Genomic DNA, 21,240 nt, shown 5'->3' with positions numbered 1-21,240 from the left:
CGGCACAGTCCGGCCCACAGTGTCTCAGGCCGTACGCGTGTGCGAGCGGTCATCCGCAGGCGCGCCGGATCACCCGTGCGGGTGGAGGTGCCGCGGCGTCGAGGTGCGCAGGTGCGCCGCGTCGGGGTGTGCTCAGGCGCGCAGCGGACGGTCGTGCTCGTGCGAGCGCGGCGGCGGGCGCAGCCCGTACCCGTCGCCCCGGAGCGTGGCGACGAGGCGGGCGACCCACCAGAGGAGGAGGACGGCGGCGAGGACGATCAGGAAGAGGCTCATGGCAGAAAGTCTGCGACGGCACGATTCCTGCCGACAGTGGCAGATCTGACGATGCTCGTTGATCTTCTGCCAAGCGCGTGCCCATACTGAGCGCATGCTCCGCTCCGTCACCGCGATCGTCCTGCCGGGGGTCGCCCCGTTCGAGCTCGGCGTCGTGTGCGAGGTCTTCGGCATCGACCGCCGCGACACCGGGGGCCCGTCGTTCGACTTCACGATCTGCACCGTCGAGCCCGGCCTGGTGCCGACGAAGCTCGGCCTCGGCATCATGGTCGAGCGCGGGCTCGACGCGACCGAGGGCGTCGACCTCGTGGTCCTGCCCGCCTACGGGGCGCCCACGCAGCTCCCCGAGAGTGTCGCGGTCGCGCTGCGCGCCGCCCACGCGCGCGGAGCCTGGGTGCTCAGCGTCTGCAGCGGCGCGTTCGGGCTCGCCGAGGCGGGGCTGCTCGACGGCCGCCGCTGCACGACCCACTGGATGTACACCGACCAGCTCGCGCGCGAGTACCCCCTCGCGCAGGTCGACCCGGCGGTCCTCTACGTCGAGGACGACGGGATCATCACGAGCGCCGGCACTGCGGCCGGAATCGACGCGTGCCTGCACCTCGTGCGGCGCGAGCTCGGCACCGCCCCCGCCGCAGCGATCGCCCGCCGCATGGTCGTCCCGCCGCACCGCGACGGCGGGCAGGCCCAGTACGTCGACACCCCGCTCCCGTGCGACGCGGACACGCTCGCGCCGCTCCTCGCGTGGATGGTCGAGCACCTCGACGGGGAGCTCGCGGTCCCCGAGCTCGCGGCGCGTGCCCTGATGTCCGAGCGCACGTTCGCACGACGGTTCCGCGCCGAGACGGGGACGACGCCCGCCGCGTGGGTCACGCGGCAGCGGCTCTCCCGTGCGCAGGAGATGCTCGAGCGGACCGACGCGAGCGTCGAGGAGATCGCCCGCCGGTGCGGGTTCGGCAGCGCCTCGGTGCTCCGGCACCACTTCGCGCGGGCACTCGACACGAGCCCGCAGGCGTACCGGCGCACGTTCGCGTGCCCCGCCGAGGTCGACGGAACCATGGAGGCTGCCGCCACCGAGGCTGTCACCGTCTGACGTCGCCGCGCCGTGCGGGGTGCCGAGACGCGGGAGCCCCTCACGCGCGAACGGTCGACGGCGACCCTGCCTGCGACTGGTTCACCGGCGCGTCTCTCCGGCGAGCGACCCACTGACGACCGACGCCGCGCTCCCCGGGCGGGAGCGCGGCGTCGGTCGTCGTACGTGCAGGGCGCGCGCCGACGCTCAGCGGGCGAACGCCGTCTCGACGAGCCGCGCCTGCTCGGCCTGGTGCTTCTTCGCGGAGCCGGCCGCGGGCGACGCCGAGGCAGCGCGCGAGGCGACCCGGAGCGTGCGGCCCAGCAGCTGGGGCGCGTGCATCGACACGTGCGACCACGGGCCCTGGTTCTCGGGCTCGTCCTGCACCCACACCAGCTCCGCGTCGCCGAACGGGGCGAGCGCCTCGCGCAGCGCGTCACCCTCGAGCGGGTACAGCTGCTCGAGCCGCACGATCGCCGTGCGCTCGTCGCCCGACGACACGCGGTGCGCGAGCAGGTCCCAGTAGACCTTGCCCGAGCAGAGCAGGACGCGGTCGACCTGGTTCGCCTTGGCCGCGGCGAGGTCGTCGCCGATGACCGGGCGGAACGTGCCGGTCGTGAAGTCCTCGACGGACGACGACGCCGCCTTGAGGCGCAGCATCGACTTGGGCGTGAAGACCACGAGCGGGCGGCGCGGCCGCGAGTACGCCTGGCGGCGCAGCAGGTGGAAGTGCGACGCGGGCGTCGACGGCTGCGCGACCGTGATGTTCTCCTCGGCGCACATCTGCAGGAACCGCTCGATGCGGCCCGACGAGTGGTCCGGACCCTGGCCCTCGTAGCCGTGGGGGAGCAGCAGCACGACCGACGAGCGCTGGCCCCACTTCTGCTCGGCCGAGGTGATGAACTCGTCGATCACGGTCTGGGCGCCGTTGACGAAGTCGCCGAACTGCGCCTCCCACAGCACGAGCGCGTCGGGGCGCTCGACCGAGTAGCCGTACTCGAAGCCGAGCGCTGCGTACTCGCTGAGCGAGGAGTCGTAGCACCAGAACTTCGCCTGGTCCGCCGAGAGGTACAGCAGCGGGGTCCACTCGGCACCGGTCTCGCGGTCGTGCATGACGGCGTGGCGCTGGACGAACGTGCCGCGGCGCGAGTCCTGCCCCGCGAGGCGCACCGGGGTGCCCTCGATGAGCAGCGACCCGAACGCGAGCAGCTCGCCGTAGCCCCAGTCGACGTTGCCGTCGCGCGACATCTGCTCGCGCTTGGTCAGCAGCTGCGCGAGCTTCGGGTGGACGGTGAAGCCCTCGGGCGGTCGGACGTGCGCACGGCCGATGCGCTCGAGCACCGCAGGGGCGACCGCGGTCTTCCAGCCGACCATCATCCCGGCGTCCTCGAGCTGCGACTCGGGCCGCTCGAGGCCCGCGACCGGCTCGCTCGACGGGGGCGGGGTGTAGCCGCCCTCGCGCGTCTCGGTGAACACGCGCTCGAGCTGGGCCTGGTAGTCCTTCAGGACGTGCTCGGCCTCCTCGAGCGTGATGTCGCCGCGTGCGACGAGCGTCTCGGTGTAGAGCTTGCGGACCGAGCGCTTCGCCTCGATGAGGTTGTACATGAGCGGCTGCGTCATCGAGGGGTCGTCACCCTCGTTGTGGCCGCGGCGGCGGTAGCAGACCATGTCGATGATGACGTCGCGGTCGAACTGCTCGCGGTACTCGAACGCGAGCTCGGCGACGCGCACGCACGCCTCGGGGTCGTCGCCGTTGACGTGCAGGATCGGGACCTGCAGGCCCTTGGCGATGTCCGTGGCGTACTGCGACGAGCGCGAGGACGACGGCCCGGTCGTGAACCCGACCTGGTTGTTGATGATGACGTGCACCGTCCCGCCGGTGCGGTAGCCGCGCAGCTGCGCGAGGTTCAGCGTCTCCCAGACCACGCCCTGGCCCGCGAACGCCGCGTCGCCGTGGATGAGGATCGGCAGCACGGAGAACCCGTCGCCGCCGAGGTCGATGCGGTCCTGCTTGGCGCGCACGATGCCCTCGAGCACCGGGTCGACGGCCTCGAGGTGCGAGGGGTTCGCCGCGAGGTAGACCTGGGTCGTCGCGCCGGACTCGGCGGTGAAGGTGCCCTCGGTGCCGAGGTGGTACTTCACGTCGCCCGAGCCCTGGACGGACTTGGGGTCCTGGTTGCCCTCGAACTCGCTGAAGATCTGCCCGTAGGACTTGCCGGCGATGTTCGCGAGGACGTTGAGGCGACCGCGGTGGGCCATGCCGATGCCGACCTCGTCGAGCCCGTTGTCCGCGGCCTTCGACAGGATCGCGTCGAGCAGCGGGATGACGGCCTCGCCGCCCTCGAGCGAGAAGCGCTTCTGGCCGACGAACTTCGTCTGCAGGAACGTCTCGAACGCCTCGGCGGCGTTGAGGCGGCGCAGGATGCGCAGCTGGTCCTCGCGCGGCGTGCGGGCGTACCCGGACTCGAGCCGCTCCTGGAGCCAGCGGCGCTGGCGCGGGTCCTGCAGGTGCATGTACTCGATGCCGATCGAGCGGCAGTACGAGTCGCGCAGGAGCCCGAGGATGTCGCGGAGCCTGGCCCGGGGCTTGCCCGTGAACCCGGCGGTCGGGAAGACCCGGTCGAGGTCCCAGAGCGTGAGCCCGTGGTTCTGGATGTCCAGGTCGGGGTGCTTGCGCTGGCGGTACGCGAGCGGGTCGGTGTCCGCCATGAGGTGGCCGCGCGAGCGGTAGGAGTGGATCAGCTCCGCGATGCGCGCCGGCTTGGTGGCCTCGGTGTCGGGGTCCGACGGCGAGTCGCGGACCCAGCGGACGGGCTCGTACGGCACGCGCAGCGACCGGAAGATGCGGTCGTAGAAGTCGTCCTGGCCGAGCAGCTTGTTCGCGAGGATGCGCAGGAAGTCGCCCGACTGCGCGCCCTGGATGATGCGGTGGTCGTACGTCGACGTGAGCGTGAGCACCTTGGAGATGCCCAAGCGGTTCAGCTGGTCCTCGGAGGTCCCGGCGAACTCGGCGGGGAAGTCCATCGCGCCGACGCCGACGATCGTGCCCTGGCCGGCCATGAGGCGCGGCACGGAGTGCACGGTGCCGATCGTGCCCGGGTTGGTCAGCGAGATCGTGGTCCCCGCGAAGTCGTCGACCGTGAGCTTGTTGCCGCGTGCGCGCCGCACGACGTCCTCGTACGCGCTCCAGAACTGCGCGAAGTCGAGCGTCTCGGCCTTCTTGATGCTGGGGACGAGCAGCTGGCGCGTGCCGTCGGGCTTGGCGAGGTCGATCGCGAGGCCGAGGTTGACGTGCGCGGGGGTGGTGACCGCGGGCTTGCCGTCGAGCAGGCTGTAGCCGGCGTTCATGGCCGGCATGTCCTTGAGCGCCTCGACGAGCGCGAACCCGATGATGTGCGTGAACGAGATCTTGCCGCCGCGGCCGCGCGCGAGGTGGTTGTTGATGACGATGCGGTTGTCGACCATGAGCTTGGCCGGCACGGCACGCACCGACGTCGCGGTCGGGACCTCGAGGCTCGCCTCCATGTTGGTCACGACGCGCGCGGCGGGGCCGCGGAGCTTCTGGACCTCGTCGGTCGGCTCGGCGGCGTCGGCGGGCGAGGTGCGGCTCGCCGTGGCGACCTCCGCGTAGGGCGCGGTCGCGGGCTGCGCGGTCGCCACCGGCGGGATCGTGGCCACGGGCTCGGCGGGCTCGGGGATCACCGTGTCGTCGGCGCTCGCGGGAGCCGTGGGGGAGGCGGTCGGTGCCGGTGCGGCGGGTGCCGGCCGAGCCGGGGCCGGCGGCTGCCCGTTGGCGGCGCTGGTCGGGGCGGGCGCGGTGGCCGGCGCCGCTGCGGCGTCGGGTGCACCGGCGCCGTCGCCGCCCTCGCCCGGCTTGTAGCCCTCGAAGAACTCCCACCACGCGGGGTCGACCGCGTTCTTGTCCTTGAGGTACTGCTCGTACAGCTCGTCGACGAGCCACTCGTTGGCGCCGAAATCGGCCTTGCTCGAGACTGGCTCTGCCTTCTGGGACACGCGAGGATCGCCCACTTCCGCCGCGGCCGCGCCGCGTCATCGCCGGATCTGTTTGACCACAACCCTACGTCAGCACGGTCCCGGACGAGCACTCCGCACGCGCTGAGAGAGCGCTTTCCACGGGAGTTCGGCGAAGTCCGCCGGGCGCGGTCAACCTGGGGTCACGGGGCTGTCTCCCGGGCCCCAAGACCCGGTGCGGGCCGGGTCGGCAAGGTCATGTGATGTCGCGGCGGAACGTCGTCGCGCGCCCGACGAGCGCGAGCACGAGCGCGTACGCCATGAGCACGAGCATCCCCTGCCACCAGTCGAGCAGGGCGCCCATGCCGGCCTCGGCGTAGAACGACCCGCCCGAGACGGCCTCGCCCGCCGCCCCCGGCAGGAACGACGCCACGTCCTTGCCCCACGACGTGAGCCCCAGGACGACGCGCAGCACGGGCTCGACGAACTGGGTGAACGCGATGAGCACGACGATCGCCGCGACCTGGTTCGTCAGCACCGTCCCGAGCGCCACGCCCACGACCGACCACAGGGCGAGGGCGAGCGCCGAGAGCGCGAGCGTGCGCCACGTCTCGACCTCGCCCAGGAACGTCGGCTCCCCGAGGGCCGCGAGCACGCCGGCACCGGTGCCCGCCGTCACGAGCGTCGCGACGACCCCGAAGACGAGGCCGATCACGAGGCCGGCGACGAGCTTCGCCACGAGGACGACGTTCCGGCGGGGCTCGGCGAGCAGCGTCGGGGTGATCGTCTGGTGCCGGAACTCGGTGGTGACGGACAGTGCGCCCACGATGACAGGGAACACGTACCCGAACGTCACCGCGATCGTGTACACCGTGCGGACGACCGCCTCCGGTGTCAGCTCGGGCGCCTCGCCCCCGCCACCCGCCGGGCTGCCACCCATGCCGCCGCCCTGCGTGAACGCCCACGCCATGAACCCGGCGATGAACATCATGTAGCCGACCATGACGAGCAGCAGGACCCACCAGAGCCGCGTCGTGACGATCTTGCGGTACTCGGTGACGAGCGCGGCCCTCATCGGGCACCTCCGGTCGGGGTCGTGGGGGTCGTGGGTGCTGCGGGCGCTGCGGGCACGGCGGCCTCACCGGCGGCGCCGCCGGTCAGGCCCAGGAAGATCGACTCGAGCCCGGTGTCGCGCGGGGCGAGCCCGTGCAGCTCGAGGCCGGCGCGGTACGCCGCGGCGCCCACGGTCGCGGCGTCGACGTCCCGGACCTCGAGGGTCGTGGCGGTCGTCGCACCCGGCACGGTCGTGGCACCCGGGTCGCTCGCCGCACCCGCGGCGGGACGTGCGCCGGGAGTGCCGCCCGGCGTCGCGGCGACGGGAGCGAGCGACCAGCCCTCGCGCTCGACGAGCGCGTGCAGACCGGCGACGTCCGGGGACGTGACGCGGACGCCGGGCGCCGCGAGGCGCTCGAGGTCCGCGAGCGTCGAGGCGTGCACGAGCCGGCCGCGGGCGATGATCACGACGTCGTCGACGGTCTGCTCGACCTCGGAGAGAACGTGGCTCGACACCAGCACGGTGCGCCCCTCGGCGGCGAGCGCGCGCAGGAACACGCGCAGCCACCGGATGCCCTCGGGGTCGAGCCCGTTCGCCGGCTCGTCGAGCAGCAGCACGCGCGGGTCCGCGAGCAGAGTCGTGGCGAGCGCGAGCCGCTGGCGCATGCCGAGGGAGAACCCGCCGACGCGCCGGCGCGCCGCGTCCGAGAGCCCGACGAGGTCGAGCACCTCACGGGCGCGCGCGTCCGGCACCCCGGCCTGGGGTGCGTAGACGCGCAGGTGGTCGAGCGCGGTGCGACCCGGGTGGAAGCTCGCGGCCTCGAGCGCGGCGCCGACGACGCGCTGCGGGCGCTCGATGTCGGCGTACCGACGGCCGCTGATCGTCGCGGTCCCGGAGGTCGGCTCGACGAGGCCGAGCAGCATGCGCAGCGTCGTCGTCTTCCCTGCACCGTTCGGGCCCAGGAAGCCGGTCACACGACCCGGACGGACGTCGAAGGACAGGTCGTCGACGGCGCGCACGGCACCGAAGGACTTGGACAGGTTGCGGACGCTGATGCCGTCCTCGACGGCGGTCGGACTCATGGCGGCACCCTACTGAGCGAACGCGCAGGTCACGAGCGGCCCGGCGTGTCCCGGGCCGGGGCGCGCCGGTCGACGACCCCCGTCCCGTCCCGTCTCAGCGCCGCGCCGGGAGCGTGACGCGCATCGTGCAGCCGCTGCCGGCGCCCGTGTCCGCGACGACGATCGAGCCCCCGTGCAGGTCGACCGCCCAGCGCACGATCGCGAGACCCAGGCCCGTCCCGCCCGTCGAGCTCTGACCCGTGATCGCCGGGGTGTTGCCGCGCACGAACCGCTCGAACACCTGCTGGCGCTGGTCGCGCGCGATGCCCGGCCCCTGGTCCACGACGTCGATGCGCACGTCCCCGCCGGCCCGGCGCGCCTCGAGCCGTACCTCCGCGCCGGTCGGGGAGTGCCGCACCGCGTTGTGCAGGAGGTTCGCCACCACCTGGTGCAGGCGCTCGCGGTCGGCGGGCACGGTGAGGTCCGGCGGCTCGACGACGACCGGGAAGCGCAGCCCCCGCTCGGCGCCGACGAGCGCCGCCTGGTCGGCCGCCTCCTGGAGGAACTCGCGCAGCGGCAGGTCGGTGATGTCCAGCCCGACCGCGCCCGCCTCGACGCGCGAGAGGTCGAGCAGGTAGGCGACGAGCCGTCCGAGCCGCTCGGTCTGCGCGAGGGCGGCGCGCATCGTCGCGGGGTCGGCCTCGCTCACCCCGTCGACGATGTTCTCGAGCTGCGCCTGCAGCGCCGTGACCGGGGTGCGCAGCTCGTGCGAGACGTTCGCGACGAGCTCCCGGCGCAGCGTGTCCGCCGACTCGAGGTCCTCGGCCATCGTGTTGAACGCCGCCGCGAGCTGACCGACCTCGTCGTGGCTCGTGGCCTGCACCCGCTGGGAGTAGTCGCCGCCCGCCATGGCCCGGGCCGCCGCCGTCATCTCACGCAGGGGAGAGGTCATGCCGCGCGCGAGGACCTGCGTGACGACGAGCGAGAACGCGACGGCGAGCGGCAGCGTGCGGCTCGGACCCAGCGAGTTGTGCAGGCCCAGCCACGTGACGAAGGCCGCGAGGGTCACGGTGGCCGCGACGAGGATCCCGAGCTTGATCTTGATCGAGCGGAAGCTGTCGAGCGGGCGCACGTCGGGCAGCAGCGGCCGGCGCCCGTCGGCCCGCGAGTGCCGGGGGACCCCCGCGCTCACGGGGCGGGCGAGCCCGAGGGCGCCGTCGCCGGCTCGAACGCGTAACCGACGCCGTGCACCGTGCGGATCAGGTCCGCGCCGAGCTTGCGGCGCAGGGCCTTGACGTGGGAGTCGACGGTCCGGGTGCCGCTCGCGTCGACCCAGTCCCACACCTCCGCGAGCAGGCGCTCGCGCGTGAGGACGGTGCGGGGCGTCGCCGCGAGGGTCAGCAGCAGGTCGAACTCGGTGGGCGTGAGGTGGACCTCCTCGCCGGCGCGGTGCACGCGGCGCTGCGCGCGGTCGACGACGACGTCCCCGACGGTCAGGGGCGGCGTCGCGTCGGGCTGGGTCGCCTGCTGCGCGGCTGCCTGCGCGGCGCGCTCGGTCCGGCGCAGCAGCGCCTTGGTGCGGGCGACGAGCTCGCGCATCGAGAACGGCTTCGTCATGTAGTCGTCGGCGCCGACGCCCAGGCCGATCAGCATGTCGGTCTCGTCGTCGCGCGCCGTGAGCATGAGGACGGGCACGGGGCGCTCGGCCTGGACGCGCCGGCACACCTCGAGCCCGTCGATCCCGGGCAGCATGACGTCGAGCACGACGACGTCGGGCTGCAGCCGGGCCGCGGCCTCGACGCCCGCGTGGCCGTCACCGACCGTCTCGACGCGCCACCCCTCGGCGGACAGGCGCTGGCTGATCGCCTGCGCGATCGCGGGCTCGTCCTCGACGACGAGGACGGTCGTGGTGGCGCCGGTCGTCTGCGCCGGGCCGCCGGCGCCAGGGGTGCTCGACATCGTCATGCGCCCAGGGTGGCACAGGCGCGCCGGCGGCCGACGGACCCTCGCGTGCCGGATGCCGCGCCGTCCGACGTTCCGTACGATGGTCCGACCATGAGCAGCTCAAGTAGCTGCCGGCGTGCTGCCCGGGCCTCCGAGCCCGGGAGCGACCATGCCGGCCCCTCCACTGCCCTCGTCCCCCGTGCCCTGACGACCGCCGGCGTGCCGTGCGGTCCGTCGGTCGTGCGCCGCGCCGCCGGTGACCGCGGCGTCGCCGGCGCCGGGAGGTCCGCGTGCTGACCGAGTGGCTCCTCGTCGGCCTCGGCGTCCTCCTCACCGCCGGCACCGCCGTGTTCGTCGCGAGCGAGTTCGCGCTCGTGACCCTCGACCCCGGCCTCGTCGAGAAGGACACGCTCCCCGACGACAAGCGGGGCCAGTCCGTCGTCAAGGCCCTGCGCCGGCTCTCCACCGAGCTCTCGGGCGCGCAGGTCGGGATCACCGTGACGACGATCCTGCTCGGCTACACGACGCAGCCCGCGGTCGCCCGGATGTTCGGCGGTGCCCTCGAGGACTCGTTCCTCGGCGCGGCCGTCGGAGGCGCGGTGTCCGTGCTCCTCGCGATCATCCTCGTCAACGGCTTCTCGATGCTGTTCGGCGAGCTCGTCCCCAAGAACTTCGCGCTGAGCCACCCGCTCGGCACCGCGCGCGCCGTCGCACCCCTCCAACGGGCGTTCACGACCGCGCTCAGCCCCGTCATCTCGTTCTTCAACGGCAGCGCCAACGCGCTCCTGCGCCGGGTCGGCGTCGAGCCGCGCGAGGAGCTCTCCGGCGGGCGCTCGCCCCAGGAGCTGGCCTCGCTCGTGCGCCGGTCGGCCGCCGTCGGGACGCTCGACGAGTCGACCGCGACCCTGCTGACCAACTCGATCGACTTCGAGGAGCTCACCGCCGTCGACGTCATGACCGACCGGCAGCGCATGGTCGTGCTCCGCCGCGAGCACACCGCCGCCGACGTCATGACCCGCGCACGGGAGACCGGCCACTCGCGGTTCCCGGTCATCGGGGAGAGCCGCGACGACATCGTCGGGGTCGTGCACCTGCGCCGCGCGATCGGGGTGCCGTTCGAGAAGCGCCCCGAGGTTCCCGTCGCCGCGCTCATGGTCGAGACACCGCGCGTCCCCGAGACGGTCCGGCTGGGCCCGCTGCTCGTCGAGCTGCGCGACCTCGGCCTGCAGATGGCCGTCGTCGTCGACGAGTACGGCGGCACGTCCGGCGTCGTGACGCTCGAGGACGTCATCGAGGAGCTCGTCGGGGACGTCGCCGACGAGCACGACCGCCGGCGCGCGACGAGCGCCCGGCGCATCGACGGCTCGTGGGCGCTGCCCGGCCTGCTGCGCCCGGACGAGCTCACCGAGGTCACGGGTCTGACCGTGCCCGACGACGGACCCTACGAGACGCTCGGCGGGCTCGTGATGGCCGCGCTCGGCCGCGTCCCGCAGCTCGGTGACGAGGTCGTCGTCGACGGCGTCCGGCTGCGCGTCGAGCAGATGCAGGGCCGGCGCGTCGAGCGGCTCGTCGTGCAGGCCGTGCCCGACGAGGGTGACGGCGAGGCCGACGCCGCGCCGCGCACGTCCGCACGCGGGGGTGAGCGCGCATGAGCTCCGAGGTCGCCCTCCTCCTCGGCGTGCTGCTGCTCGCCGGCAACGCGTTCTTCGTCGGCGCTGAGTTCGCCATCCTGTCCGCGCGCCGCAGCGCCATCGAGCCGCTCGCGGCCGCCGGCGACCGGCGTGCCCGGACCGTCCTGTGGGCGATGGAGCACGTCTCGCTCATGCTCGCGTGCGCGCAGCTCGGCGTGACCGTGTGCTCGACGAGCCTCGGCGTCGTCGCCGAGCCCGCGATCGCGCACCTCATCGAGGACCCGCTGCACGCGCTCGGCGTCAGCACGGACCTCGCGCACCCGATCGCGTTCGTCGTCGCGCTCCTGATCGTCGTGTACCTGCACGTCGTCCTCGGCGAGATGGTCCCCAAGAACCTCGCCGTGTCGAGCCCCGACAAGGCCGTGCTGTGGTTCGGGCCGCCGCTCGTGTGGCTCGGGCGCGTCGTGCGCCCGCTCATCCACGCGCTCAACTGGCTCGCCAACCACGTGCTCCGTGCGTTCGGCGTCGAGCCCAAGGACGAGGTCGCCTCCGCGTTCACCGCCGAGGAGGTGCAGTCGATCGTCGAGCGCTCGCAGGCTGAGGGGCTGCTCGACGACGCGCAGGGTCTGCTGTCCGGCGCGATCGAGTTCTCCGACAGGACCGCCGCCGAGGTCATGGTCCCCGTCGCCGACCTCGTCATGGCACCCGAGGGCGCGACGCCCGACGAGATCGAGCGCCTCGTGGCCCGCACCGGGTACAGCCGCTTCCCCGTCGGCAGCCAGAGCGGCGTCATCAGCGGCTACCTGCACCTCAAGGACGTCCTGTACGCCGACGCGACGAACCGCACCATGGCGGTCCCGTCGTGGCGGGTGCGGGCGCTCGCGGTCGTCGGGCCGGACGACGAGGTCGAGACGGCGCTCGGCGCGATGCAGCGCTCGGGGTCGCACCTCGCGCGGGTCGACGTCGACGGCCGGGCCGTGGGCGTGGTCTTCCTCGAGGACATCCTCGAGGAGCTCGTCGGCGAGGTGCGCGACGCGATGCAGCGTCAGCAGCTCTGACGTGGGTGGTTCGTGCGTTGTTCGCGAGTTGTTCACCCGGTCCGGACCTGCGGATCCGGTCCTGGACGCGTGTTCAGCGGGGTTGGAACGCCCCCGACCGTCCGTTATGGTTTCGTGACCGCACCCCGCAGAAGGGCGCCTGAGACGGTGTCCGGACGTGCGAGAGTGCGGGTGGCGTCCTGTCCCGACCAGTCGTGAGCGGAGGTTCCGTGGGGTCCGACCCGATCGAGTCCGCTCCCGCAGCCCCCGTCTCGCGTCGTCAGCTGCGCGAGGCCGAGAAGGCCCGTCAGGCCGCTCTCGCCGCTGCGGCGGCAGCGGCGCCCGTGCCGTCGTTCGCCCCCGAGCCCACCCGGGTCCCGCGCGGCGCCGAGCCCCCGGCACGTGCGCGCGAGGGCGGGGTCCAGGCAGCCCCCGTCGCGACGCTCGCGGTCCCGCGCGGCACGGCCCCCGACGAGACGCGCGTCCTGTCGCGCTCGACGTCCCCGGACACGACGCGCGTGCTGCACCGCGGTCCCGGTGCTCCGGCGCCCGACGTGCGCGGCGGCGTGGCCGGAACCGCTGGCAGGGCGCCGGCGGCCCCGTCCCGGGTGGCGACGCGGGCGAGGCTCCGGGACTCCGGTGCGGTCGACGAGACCCGCGTGGTCCCGCGGGACGGCGCTGCGGCGGAGCCGAGGGCCCTGCGCTGGGCGAACGTCGAGGGCGCACCGGCTGCACCCCACGCCGGCGGGGCTGCGGCGGAGACCCGCGTCGGGTCACGTGCCGGGACGGCCGACGAGGCCCGCACGTCCCCGTGGTCCGCAGGTGCCGCTGGGACGCGCTCCGCCCGCCGAGCCGTACCCGAGGCGCCCGCCGAGGTCAGCCGCCGTGATGCTGCCGACGTCAGCCGCCCCAGCGCGGGCGAGGTCACCCACCGCAGCGCTGTCGAGGCCCCCCGCCAGGTTGCCCTCGAGGAGACTCGCGTCGTCCGCCGTGGGAGCGCACCCTCGGCCCCCGTCGCGCCGCAGCACGACGGTGCACCGCACGAGACGCGCACCGTCGCGCGCACCCCCGCGGTCGAGGAGACGCGCGTCGTGCCGCGCACCCCGGACGCGGACACGACCCACGTCATGGCGGCGACGCCGGACGCCGACACGACGCACCTGATCCCCGCGACACCCGACGCGGACACGACGCGCACGATCCCCGCGACACCCGACGCCGACACGACGCACGTGATCCCGGCCACGGCCGACGCGGCTGCCGGGCACGCGGTCGACTCCGGCACCGTCGCCTCCCGCCGCGCCGCACGCGCGTCGTCGGGCTCGGCCTCCCGGCGTGTCCCGCGCTCGGCTGGCACCGCCCCGGCGAAGGGCATCGCGCACGGGCCGCGCGGCGGCACCTGGGCCGCACGGACGGGCGTGGTCGTGGCCCTGCTCGGCGTCACGGTCGTCGTCCCCGTCGTCGAGAACGCGCTCCCCGGTGGAGGGGACTTCGGTGACCCTGCGGTCGTCGAGGCCGAGCTTCCCGACACCGTCGAGGCCCTCACCGCGTCGAGCGCGTCGGGCCTCCCGCCGGCATCCCTCGTCTCCGCGGACGCGAGCCCGATGCGCTCCGACCTGGCCGCGAGCCGCAGCGAGGAGCGCGAGCCGCTCCCCGGCTGCGACGGTGCGACCCGCGCCGCCGGTGCCAACGGCCTGCTCGCGACCGACGACCTGTGCACGCTGTGGGAGGGCAAGACGCAGCTGCGTGCGGACGCCGCCGTGTCGCTCGCGGTCCTCAACCAGGCGTTCATCGCCCGCTTCGGCGTCGACATGTGCCTGTCGAGCGGCTACCGCACGCTCGCGCAGCAGCGGTCCGTCAAGGCGCAGAAGGGCGGCCTCGCGGCTGCCCCCGGCAAGAGCAACCACGGCTGGGGCCTCGCCGTCGACCTGTGCTCCTCGGAGACCACGGGCGCCAAGTGGACGTGGCTCAACGAGAACGCCCCGTCGTTCGGCTGGGACAACCCCGCGTGGGCCCGCCCGGGCGGCAGCGGCCCGTACGAGCGCTGGCACTGGGAGTACACGAAGGGCGTCCAGGAGGACGGCGAGTTCTACGGCTGACCGCCGCCGTCGTCCGGCGCGGTCGCGCCGCTCGCGCTGAACCGCGTCGCCCACCCGTCCTGCGCGCACGTGGACGGGTCGACGCGGTCGCACCGCTCGGGCTGAGGCACCTTGACCCGCCCGCCCTGAGCGCACCCGGGTGGCTCATCGAGCCGCCCTGCAGCTGCCGCTGGGCGGCGGTGGTGCTGAGCGGGACCGCCACGCTGGAGGGCAGCGTGAACCCGACCATCTCGTGACGTCGCCACCCAATGTCTCGCGGGCGTGGGCCGTCGACGACCCCGTGATGCCGAGCCCGCCCGACCTGCGTCGTGAGGGTCTCCGGCGCAGGAGTCGTGTCGCAACGGTGCTGTTCAGCGCCTCGGGGCCGGCCGTTATGGGAGCGAGGCCCGGTCCCGAGTCTCAGCCGCTGAGTGATTCGCGAGGTTCAACGCGTGTGTCTCATGGCGTCGCCGTGTGGCGGGTTCAGGGGCGACGACCCGCGTCGTCGACTGCGAGGACCTCGGGCGCGGGTTCCCACTCCGCGCTCGCCACGAGCTCGACCTCGAAGCCCGAGCAGTCCGCGAGGTACGCGGCATGGTGCTCGGATCCGCCGGCGAACGGGTGGCGTTCGGGGAACAGGAGCGTCCATCCGTCCGCGAGGGCAGCCTGCGTGAGCGCTTCGAGCTCCTCGGGCGTCCCGGCGTGGAACGCGAGGTGATTCAGGCCGGCGCGGGTGCGCTCGTGCGAGCCGCTGACGTCGGGGCCGGACTCCAGGACGAGGTAGGTCGCGCCCAGGTCGTACCGCACGCCGGTCGTCCACCGACGGGACTCGGCGTACCCGAGGCGCAGGAGGAGGCTCCCGAGCGTCGCCTCCGAGGCCGCGAGATCCGTCACCCAGAGCTCGACGTGGTGGAGGGCACCTCGGGTCACGTGCACGTCCTCCTGTGGGTCGGGTCGGGGTGGGACGGCGGGGCGGGCGGCGCGTCCTGGGGGCACATCACGCAGCACGGGCCGGGCGTCGTCGCCCGGCCCGTGGTCCGTCGGAGATCCCTCGCCGAGCGGCTCAGAGCAGGCGCATGCCCCAGCGGACGGTGTGGCTCGCACCGGGCTCAAGGCGTACGAGGCGCTCGCCAGTGCGGAACGCGTCGGCGATGCAGCTCATGGGCTCGCACGCGACGCCGCGGCGCATGATGCCGGGGATGTCGTCGCCCGTGCAGACCTGCCAGGTGTCCATCGTGTCGTCCATCCAGACCGCGGACGCGCGGCCGTCGGGCGACGCGAGCGTGATCCACGCGAGGCCGTCGTCGTCGCGCACGACGTCGACGAACGCGTCGTCGAGCGCGAGGCCGGCGAGCGGGCGGGGCGTGCGCATGTCGTCGTCGGCCCCGAGCGGCGCGGTGCCCGTCGGCAGGAGCCGGTCGTCCACGAGCACGCGCGTCGCGGCGTCGACCTGGATCGTGCACTCGTCCACCGAGGCGTCGCCGGGGGAGAGCCACGGGTGGAAGCCGACGCCGTACGGCGCGGCGTGCTGCCCGAGGTTCGTCGCCGTGACCAGCACCTCGAGACCCTCGTCGGTCAGCGCGTACGTCGCGCGCACGCGCACCGGGAACGGGTAGCCGAGCGTCGGCACGATCTCGTGCTCCAAGGTCACCGACGTGTCCGAGACGGGGCTGCTCGGCGTGAACCGCGCGTGCGAGACGAGCCCGTGCAGCGCCGTCATCCGGCCCGGCTCGTTGACGGGGACCTGGTGCTCGACGCCGTCGAACGTGTACTGCCCGTCGGTCAGGCGGTTGGGCCAGGGCGCGAGGACGGCGCCCGAGTACGCGGGCGCGATCTGGTCCTTCTCGAACGGGAGCGCGACGTCGCGGCCACCCACCGAGTACTCGCGGATGCTGGCGCCCACCTCCGCGATCGTGGCGTGCTGGTCACCGCGCGCGAGGTGGTACTGGCGTCCGGACGGGGCTGGGATGTTCACGTCACCACGCTAGCGGGCCGGGCGGGCGCGGGTCTCCCGGCGCGGACGTCCGCTCGTGCGCGGGCCTGCGAGATCCGGGGTGTGGACAACCGGCGACGGCGTGTCCGGATCCTCCCTATTGTCGGGGCGGCGCAGTGCGGCGACGGCAGGGGGCGAAGTGGACGGGGTCGAGATCCTCGAGACCGAGGTGCGCGCGCTCATCCGCCGTCGCGGGCTGGACCCCCTGCGGGACCGGCGCGGTGTCCAGGCGCTCGTGGCCGACGTCCTCGCGGACTACGACGAGCGCAGCCTCCTCGGCTCGGTCCCGGTGCTGCCGGACCCGCCCGCGGCGCTCAAGGCGGTGCTCGACGCGGTCGCCGGCCTCGGCCCGCTGCAGCGCTACCTCGACGACCCTGAGGTCGAGGAGATCTGGATCAACTCCCCCGAGCAGGTGTTCGTGGCCCGACGCGGGGAACCCGAGCTCACCACGACGATCCTGACCGAGGGGCAGGTCCGCGACCTCGTCGAGCAGATGCTCAAGACGTCGGGGCGCCGCCTCGACCTGTCGAGCCCGTTCGTGGACGCGAGCCTGCCGGGTGGCGAGCGCCTGCACGTCGTCATCCCGGACGTCACGCGCAAGCACTGGGCCGTGAACATCCGCAAGTACGTCGCCCGCGCGCGGGACCTCGACGACATGGTGACGCTGGGCTCGCTGACGCCCGCGGCCGCGAGCTTCCTCGACGCCGCGGTGCGGGTCGGGCTCAACGTGCTCGTCGCCGGTTCCACCCAGGCGGGGAAGACGACGATGCTCGGTGCGCTCGCCGGCTCGATCCCCGCGCGCGAGCGGATCGTCACGTGCGAGGAGGTCTTCGAGCTGCGCCTGCTGCACCGCGACGTCGTCGGTCTGCAGTGCCGCCAGCCCAGCCTCGAGGGCACGGGCGAGATCCCGCTGCGCCGGCTCGTCAAGGAGGCGCTGCGCATGCGCCCCGACCGGATCATGGTCGGCGAGGTGCGCGAGGCGGAGGCGCTCGACCTCCTCGTCGCGCTGAACGCCGGCGTGCCAGGCATGTGTACGTTGCACGCCAACTCCGCGCGCGAGGCGATCACGAAGCTCTGCACGCTCCCGCTCCTCGCGGGCGAGAACGTGTCGGACCGCTTCGTGGTCCCGACGGTCGCGGGATCGATCGACGTCGTCGTCCACCTCGGCCTGGACGCCCGCGGACGGCGCCGGGTCCTCGAGGTCGTCGGCGTGCCCGGCCGCGTCGAGAACGGGGTGGTCGAGCTCGCCGACCTGTTCCACCGCCAGGGCGAGACGCTCGTGCGCGGCGAGGGGTACCCGCCGCACGTCGAGCGGTTCGCGCGCGCCGGCATTGACCTCCCTGCGCTGCTGCGCGCCGGGCGCTGAGGCGCGCCGTGGGAGTGGTGCTGGGGCTCGTGCTCGGCGCGGGGCTGTGCTGCGTGTGGTGGTCGCTGTGGTCGGCGCCCGTGCGCCGGACGCGGCGCAGCGACGGATGGCACGCCCGGACGCAGGACCTGCTCGTGCAGGCAGGGGCGGCCCAGGTCACCCCCGGTGCGCTCGCGGCGACGAGCGCGGCCCTCGGGGTCGTCGTGCTGGTCCTCGGCTCGGCGTTGACCCGGGCCCCTGCGATCGCGACGTGCTTCGCCGTCATGGCGTGCGCGGCGCCGTCGGCCCTCGTGCGCGGGCGCGCGCGGCGGCGGCGCACCCAGCTGCGCGACGTGTGGCCGGAGATCGTCGACCACCTGGGCTCCGGCATCCGGGCGGGGCTCTCGCTCCCGGAGGCGCTCGGCCAGCTCGGTGACCGCGGGCCGGTCGAGCTGCGCGAGCCGTTCGCGGCGTTCGCCGAGGACTACCGGGCGACCGGCCGGTTCGGGGAGTGCCTCGACGCGCTGAAGGTGCGCCTGGCCGACCCCGTGGCCGACCGGATCGTCGAGGCGCTGCGCCTCACGCGCGACGTCGGCGGGACGGATCTCGGGCGGCTCCTGCGGACGCTGTCCGGGTTCCTGCGCGAGGACGCCCGCACGCGCGGGGAGCTCGAGGCGCGTCAGAGCTGGACGGTGTACGCCGCGCGGCTCGCCGTGGCGGCGCCTTGGCTGATCCTGGCGCTGCTCGGGACGCGGCCCGAGGCGGCGCACGCGTACAACTCGGTGAGCGGGGGGATCGTGCTGCTCGTCGGTGCCGCCTGCTCCGTCGTCGCGTACGCCGTCATGGTGCGCATCGGGCGGCTGCCCGAGGACCCGCGGGTGCTGCGGTGAGCGGCGCGCTGCTCGGGGCCTGGATCGGCCTGCTCGGCGGTGCGGGAGCAGCGCTCGTGTGGTCGAGGCTCGCGGCCCGCCGGGTCCGGCTCGACGACCGGCTCGCACCGTACCTGCGCCCGCGGCGGTCGTCCTCCACCCTCCTGCGCACCCCGGTCGTCCGGTCGCCGTTCCCGACGCTCGAGCGGCTCATCGCTCCCGTGATGGCCGACGGGGTGCGCGTGGTCGCACGGTTCGGGTCGCCGACGGCCGACGTGCGGCGGCGCCTCGAACGCGCCGGTCGGCGTGAGTCGGTCGAGGAGTTCCGTGCTGGCCAGGTCGTGTGGGGCGTGCTCGGGCTCGCCGGCGGGCTGTTCGTCGCGCTGCTGCTCGCCGCCACCCGCGGCGCGCCGCTCGCGCCCCTCGTCGTCCTCGTGGTGCTCTCCGGGACCACGGGCGCACTCGCGCGCGACTACCAGCTTTCCCGCCAGGTCGCGGCGCGGGAGACGAGGCTGCTCGCCGAGCTGCCGACCGTGGCCGAGCTGCTCGCGCTGTCCGTCAGCGCGGGCGAGGGGGCGGTCGGGGCGCTCGAGCGCGTGGTGCGGACCACCCGCGGCGAGCTCTCGGGCGAGCTCGCGCGGACCCTCGCCGACGCCCGCTCCGGCACTCCCTTGACCGTCGCGCTGGAACGTCTCGCGCACCGCACCGGGCTGCCTGCGCTCGCGCGGTTCGCGGACGGGGTCGCGGTCGCCGTCGAGCGCGGCACACCCCTCGCGGAGGTGCTCCGCGCGCAGGCGCAGGACGTCCGTGAGCACGGGCGTCGCGTCCTCATGGAGTCCGGCGGCCGCAAGGAGGTCCTGATGATGGTCCCGGTGGTGTTCCTCATCCTGCCCGTGACCGTGCTCTTCGCGGTCTTCCCGAGCATGACCGTCCTGAACGTCGGGCGATGAGCCGCGCCGACGTGCACGTGCCACCGCGGTCCCGTACCGCAGCACCCTGGAGGAGAACCATGAGAGTGACCCGCAGCCTCGACCGCACGGCTCCGCCGCCTGCACCGGACGGCGCCGCCGAGATGCCCGCGCTCGCCGCAGGCTCTGCGGCACATCGGGGGACCGGCGTCCTGCGTCGCCTGCGAGCGCGGTTCGTCACCGGTGGCGAGGACCGGGGGGACGTGCCGGGCTGGGTCCTCGTGACCCTGATGACCGCTGGTCTGGTCGTGACGTTGTGGGCGGTTGCCGGGCCACGGCTCGCGCAGGTGTTCGAGGACTCGCTGTCGAGCGTGCAGGGCCCGGGTGGCTGAGGCGGTGCCGACGTCCGTGGGCGGGGTGCCCTGGCGCGAGGTGCGCGCCAGCGCGCGCGTGGCGTCGCACGACGGCGAGCGCGGGTCTGCCGTCGTCGACTTCGCGCTGGTCGGCGGCCTCGTCACGCTGCTCTTCGCCGGCGTCGTCCAGCTCACGCTCGTGCAGCACGTACGCAGCACGCTCGTCGACTGCGCGGCCGAGGGCGCCCGGTACGCGGCGCTCGCGGACCGTGCGCCCGAGGACGGGGTCGCGCGCACCCGTGCGCTCATCGGGAGTGCGCTGTCGGACGCGTACGCGCAGGACGTCTCAGCGGCCCGCACCCGGCTCGACGGGCTCGACGTCGTCGAGGTGACGGTGACGGCCCCGCTACCCGTCGCGGGGTTGCTGGGTCCCGGCGGGGCGCTGACCGTCCGGGGGCACGCGCTCGCCGAGGACCCGGCACCGTGACGGCGGACCGCCGATCCGCGGCACCGCGAGCCGCTGCGCCGGAGTCCGCCGGCGTCGGTGCGGCGACGCCGGCCGAGATGGTCGCCCTCGCGACGCCCCGGGCCGTGGTTTCCCCCGCGAGGGCCGCCGTGCTGGCTGGCGCCGGGGCGCTCGTCGACGTGTCTGACCCAGCGACGTCCGTGGCCGTGGTCGTCCCGGCGACGTCCGCCGCTACGGCGACCGAGCCGTCGCGCGCCTCCGACGAGGGCAGCGCCGTCGTGGAGTTCCTCGCCCTGACCCTCGTGCTCCTGCTGCCGGTGCTCTACCTCGTGCTCGTGCTCGGGCGCGTGCAGGCGGCGACGTTCGCCGCCGAGGGCGCGGCGCGGGAGGCGGCCCGCAGCTATGTCCGGGCCGACGACGCCTCCCTCGGGCAGCAGCGGGCGCTGGCGTCGGTGGGCCTCGCGCTGCGGGACCAGGGGTTCGACGAGGTCGACCCCGCCGGTGCGCTGACCCTGACCTGCTCGAGCAGCCCGTGCCTCGCGCCGGGCAGCGACGTCGCGACGTCGGTCGCCGTGGACGTGCTGCTGCCGTTCGTCCCGCCGGTCGTGCAGTCGGTGGTCCCGCTGTCGGTCCCCGTCGTCGGGCACCACGTCGCGGCGGTCGACACGTTCCGGGCGTCGTCGTGACGGCGTGGGCGCGGCGCCGTCCCCGGGTCGGGCGCGCCGGTGCGGACGACGGGCAGACGACGATCCTCACGCTCGGCCTCGTCGTCGTCGCGCTGCTGCTGGTCACGGTCGTGGTCTCGGCGACCGGGGTGCACCTCGACCGCAAGCGGCTGCTCGCGACTGCCGACGCGACGGCGCTCGAGGCGGCCGACGCGCTCTCGACGGGCTCCTACTTCGACCCGTCGACCGCGGGCGGGGCGACCTCCGGCGGGCGGATCCTGCTGACCGATCGTGCGGTCGAGGGCGCCGCGCGGGCCTACCTCGGGGAGAACCCCGAGATCAGCGACCGGTTCGTGCGCCTCGAGCTCGTCGACGCAGCGGCGGTCGACGGCAGGTCGGCGCAGGTCCGGCTCCGCGCCCTGGTCCGACCGGCTCTGGTCAGCTGGGTCACCGCCCCGTGGTCCGACGGCATCGTGCTCGAGGCCGAGTCGACGGCCCGCGCGTGGTGAGTCCGGGCCGAGC

Annotated in this window: 19 protein-coding genes; 11 read left to right on the top strand and 8 right to left on the bottom strand. The window is 74.3% G+C overall.

What is annotated here, in order from left to right; translation table 11 throughout:
- Nucleotides 1-132: 132 nt before the first annotated feature.
- Nucleotides 133-273, bottom strand: a complete 141-nt coding sequence (locus ACWFNE_RS15730) for a hypothetical protein (protein ID WP_452123354.1) — start codon at nt 271-273, stop codon at nt 133-135.
- Between the two features lie 94 nt (nt 274-367).
- Here ACWFNE_RS15730 and ACWFNE_RS15725 point away from each other — a divergent pair, with 94 nt between their 5' ends.
- Nucleotides 368-1,363, top strand: a complete 996-nt coding sequence (locus tag ACWFNE_RS15725; RefSeq protein WP_452123353.1) for a GlxA family transcriptional regulator — start codon at nt 368-370, stop codon at nt 1,361-1,363.
- 186 nt (nt 1,364-1,549) lie between these two features.
- Here the strand turns inward: ACWFNE_RS15725 and ACWFNE_RS15720 are convergent, their stop codons facing one another.
- The 5 genes from ACWFNE_RS15720 to ACWFNE_RS15700 all read right to left on the bottom strand — a co-directional run bounded on the left by ACWFNE_RS15720 (nt 1,550) and on the right by ACWFNE_RS15700 (nt 9,388).
- On the bottom strand, nt 1,550-5,356 hold the full coding sequence (locus ACWFNE_RS15720; protein WP_452123352.1) for a multifunctional oxoglutarate decarboxylase/oxoglutarate dehydrogenase thiamine pyrophosphate-binding subunit/dihydrolipoyllysine-residue succinyltransferase subunit: 3,807 nt from the start codon (nt 5,354-5,356) through the stop codon (nt 1,550-1,552).
- A gap of 214 nt (nt 5,357-5,570) precedes the next feature.
- Nucleotides 5,571-6,389, bottom strand: coding sequence for an ABC transporter permease (locus ACWFNE_RS15715; RefSeq protein ID WP_452123351.1), 819 nt, complete (start codon nt 6,387-6,389; stop codon nt 5,571-5,573).
- A complete protein-coding gene (locus ACWFNE_RS15710) occupies nt 6,386-7,450 on the bottom strand; it encodes an ABC transporter ATP-binding protein (protein WP_452123350.1) in 1,065 nt (354 codons plus the stop codon). The genes ACWFNE_RS15715 and ACWFNE_RS15710 overlap by 4 nt, the downstream gene beginning before the upstream one ends.
- Before the next feature lie 94 nt (nt 7,451-7,544).
- Nucleotides 7,545-8,621, bottom strand: coding sequence for a HAMP domain-containing sensor histidine kinase (locus ACWFNE_RS15705; protein WP_452123349.1), 1,077 nt, complete (start codon nt 8,619-8,621; stop codon nt 7,545-7,547).
- Nucleotides 8,618-9,388: a response regulator transcription factor gene (locus ACWFNE_RS15700; RefSeq protein ID WP_452123456.1), complete on the bottom strand. Its 771-nt coding sequence runs from the start codon at nt 9,386-9,388 to the stop codon at nt 8,618-8,620. The genes ACWFNE_RS15705 and ACWFNE_RS15700 overlap by 4 nt, the downstream gene beginning before the upstream one ends.
- Nucleotides 9,389-9,663: 275 nt before the next feature.
- On the opposite strand from ACWFNE_RS15700, the gene ACWFNE_RS15695 reads away from it, so the two are divergent.
- The 3 genes from ACWFNE_RS15695 (at nt 9,664) to ACWFNE_RS15685 (ending at nt 14,140) form a co-directional block, all read left to right on the top strand.
- Nucleotides 9,664-11,025, top strand: a complete 1,362-nt coding sequence (locus tag ACWFNE_RS15695; RefSeq protein WP_452123348.1) for a hemolysin family protein — start codon at nt 9,664-9,666, stop codon at nt 11,023-11,025.
- Nucleotides 11,022-12,062: a hemolysin family protein gene (locus ACWFNE_RS15690; protein WP_452123347.1), complete on the top strand. Its 1,041-nt coding sequence runs from the start codon at nt 11,022-11,024 to the stop codon at nt 12,060-12,062. The genes ACWFNE_RS15695 and ACWFNE_RS15690 overlap by 4 nt, the downstream gene beginning before the upstream one ends.
- A gap of 209 nt (nt 12,063-12,271) precedes the next feature.
- Nucleotides 12,272-14,140 carry a D-alanyl-D-alanine carboxypeptidase family protein gene (locus ACWFNE_RS15685; RefSeq protein ID WP_452123346.1) on the top strand — a complete coding sequence of 623 codons (1,869 nt, stop codon included), beginning with the start codon at nt 12,272-12,274 and terminating at the stop codon, nt 14,138-14,140.
- 462 nt (nt 14,141-14,602) lie between these two features.
- Here the strand turns inward: ACWFNE_RS15685 and ACWFNE_RS15680 are convergent, their stop codons facing one another.
- Nucleotides 14,603-15,049 carry a VOC family protein gene (locus tag ACWFNE_RS15680; RefSeq protein WP_452123345.1) on the bottom strand — a complete coding sequence of 149 codons (447 nt, stop codon included), beginning with the start codon at nt 15,047-15,049 and terminating at the stop codon, nt 14,603-14,605.
- A gap of 133 nt (nt 15,050-15,182) precedes the next feature.
- On the bottom strand, nt 15,183-16,094 hold the full coding sequence (locus ACWFNE_RS15675) for an aldose 1-epimerase family protein (protein ID WP_452123344.1): 912 nt from the start codon (nt 16,092-16,094) through the stop codon (nt 15,183-15,185).
- Between the two features lie 157 nt (nt 16,095-16,251).
- On the opposite strand from ACWFNE_RS15675, the gene ACWFNE_RS15670 reads away from it, so the two are divergent.
- The 7 genes from ACWFNE_RS15670 (at nt 16,252) to ACWFNE_RS15640 (ending at nt 21,227) form a co-directional block, all read left to right on the top strand.
- Nucleotides 16,252-17,478 (top strand): CpaF family protein, encoded by a 1,227-nt coding sequence (locus ACWFNE_RS15670; RefSeq protein ID WP_452123343.1) that lies wholly within the window; start codon nt 16,252-16,254, stop codon nt 17,476-17,478.
- Nucleotides 17,479-17,486: 8 nt separating this feature from the next.
- The gene (locus tag ACWFNE_RS15665; protein ID WP_452123342.1) at nt 17,487-18,347 is read left to right on the top strand and encodes a type II secretion system F family protein; all 861 of its coding nucleotides are present in this window, start codon (nt 17,487-17,489) and stop codon (nt 18,345-18,347) included.
- Complete coding sequence (locus tag ACWFNE_RS15660) at nt 18,344-19,276, top strand: type II secretion system F family protein (protein WP_452123341.1); 933 nt, start codon at nt 18,344-18,346, stop codon at nt 19,274-19,276. Before ACWFNE_RS15665 ends, ACWFNE_RS15660 begins: the two co-directional genes overlap by 4 nt.
- 122 nt (nt 19,277-19,398) lie before the next feature.
- Nucleotides 19,399-19,626: a hypothetical protein gene (locus tag ACWFNE_RS15655; protein ID WP_452123455.1), complete on the top strand. Its 228-nt coding sequence runs from the start codon at nt 19,399-19,401 to the stop codon at nt 19,624-19,626.
- 40 nt (nt 19,627-19,666) lie between these two features.
- A complete protein-coding gene (locus tag ACWFNE_RS15650; protein ID WP_452123454.1) occupies nt 19,667-20,074 on the top strand; it encodes a TadE family protein in 408 nt (135 codons plus the stop codon).
- A 158-nt stretch (nt 20,075-20,232) separates the two neighbouring features.
- The gene (locus ACWFNE_RS15645; protein WP_452123340.1) at nt 20,233-20,739 is read left to right on the top strand and encodes a pilus assembly protein; all 507 of its coding nucleotides are present in this window, start codon (nt 20,233-20,235) and stop codon (nt 20,737-20,739) included.
- Entirely contained in the window at nt 20,736-21,227 is a 492-nt protein-coding gene (locus tag ACWFNE_RS15640; RefSeq protein WP_452123339.1) for a pilus assembly protein TadG-related protein, read from the top strand. Before ACWFNE_RS15645 ends, ACWFNE_RS15640 begins: the two co-directional genes overlap by 4 nt.
- Nucleotides 21,228-21,240: the final 13 nt, after the last annotated feature.

The sequence above is a fragment of the Cellulomonas sp. NPDC055163 genome (assembly GCF_053607065.1).
This window is presented reverse-complemented; position numbering and strand designations above follow the sequence as displayed.

Bases quoted from the DNA above. Each gene is read 5' to 3' on its own strand.
- ACWFNE_RS15725 (WP_452123353.1), top strand. From the start codon at position 368: ATGCTCCGCTCCGTCACCGCGATCGTCCTGCCGGGGGTCGCCCCGTTC.
- ACWFNE_RS15715 (WP_452123351.1), bottom strand. From the start codon at position 6,389: ATGAGGGCCGCGCTCGTCACCGAGTACCGCAAGATCGTCACGACGCGG.
- ACWFNE_RS15700 (WP_452123456.1), bottom strand. From the start codon at position 9,388: ATGTCGAGCACCCCTGGCGCCGGCGGCCCGGCGCAGACGACCGGCGCC.
- ACWFNE_RS15730 (WP_452123354.1), bottom strand. From the start codon at position 273: ATGAGCCTCTTCCTGATCGTCCTCGCCGCCGTCCTCCTCCTCTGGTGG.
- ACWFNE_RS15710 (WP_452123350.1), bottom strand. From the start codon at position 7,450: ATGAGTCCGACCGCCGTCGAGGACGGCATCAGCGTCCGCAACCTGTCC.
- ACWFNE_RS15690 (WP_452123347.1), top strand. From the start codon at position 11,022: ATGAGCTCCGAGGTCGCCCTCCTCCTCGGCGTGCTGCTGCTCGCCGGC.
- ACWFNE_RS15655 (WP_452123455.1), top strand. From the start codon at position 19,399: ATGCCCGCGCTCGCCGCAGGCTCTGCGGCACATCGGGGGACCGGCGTC.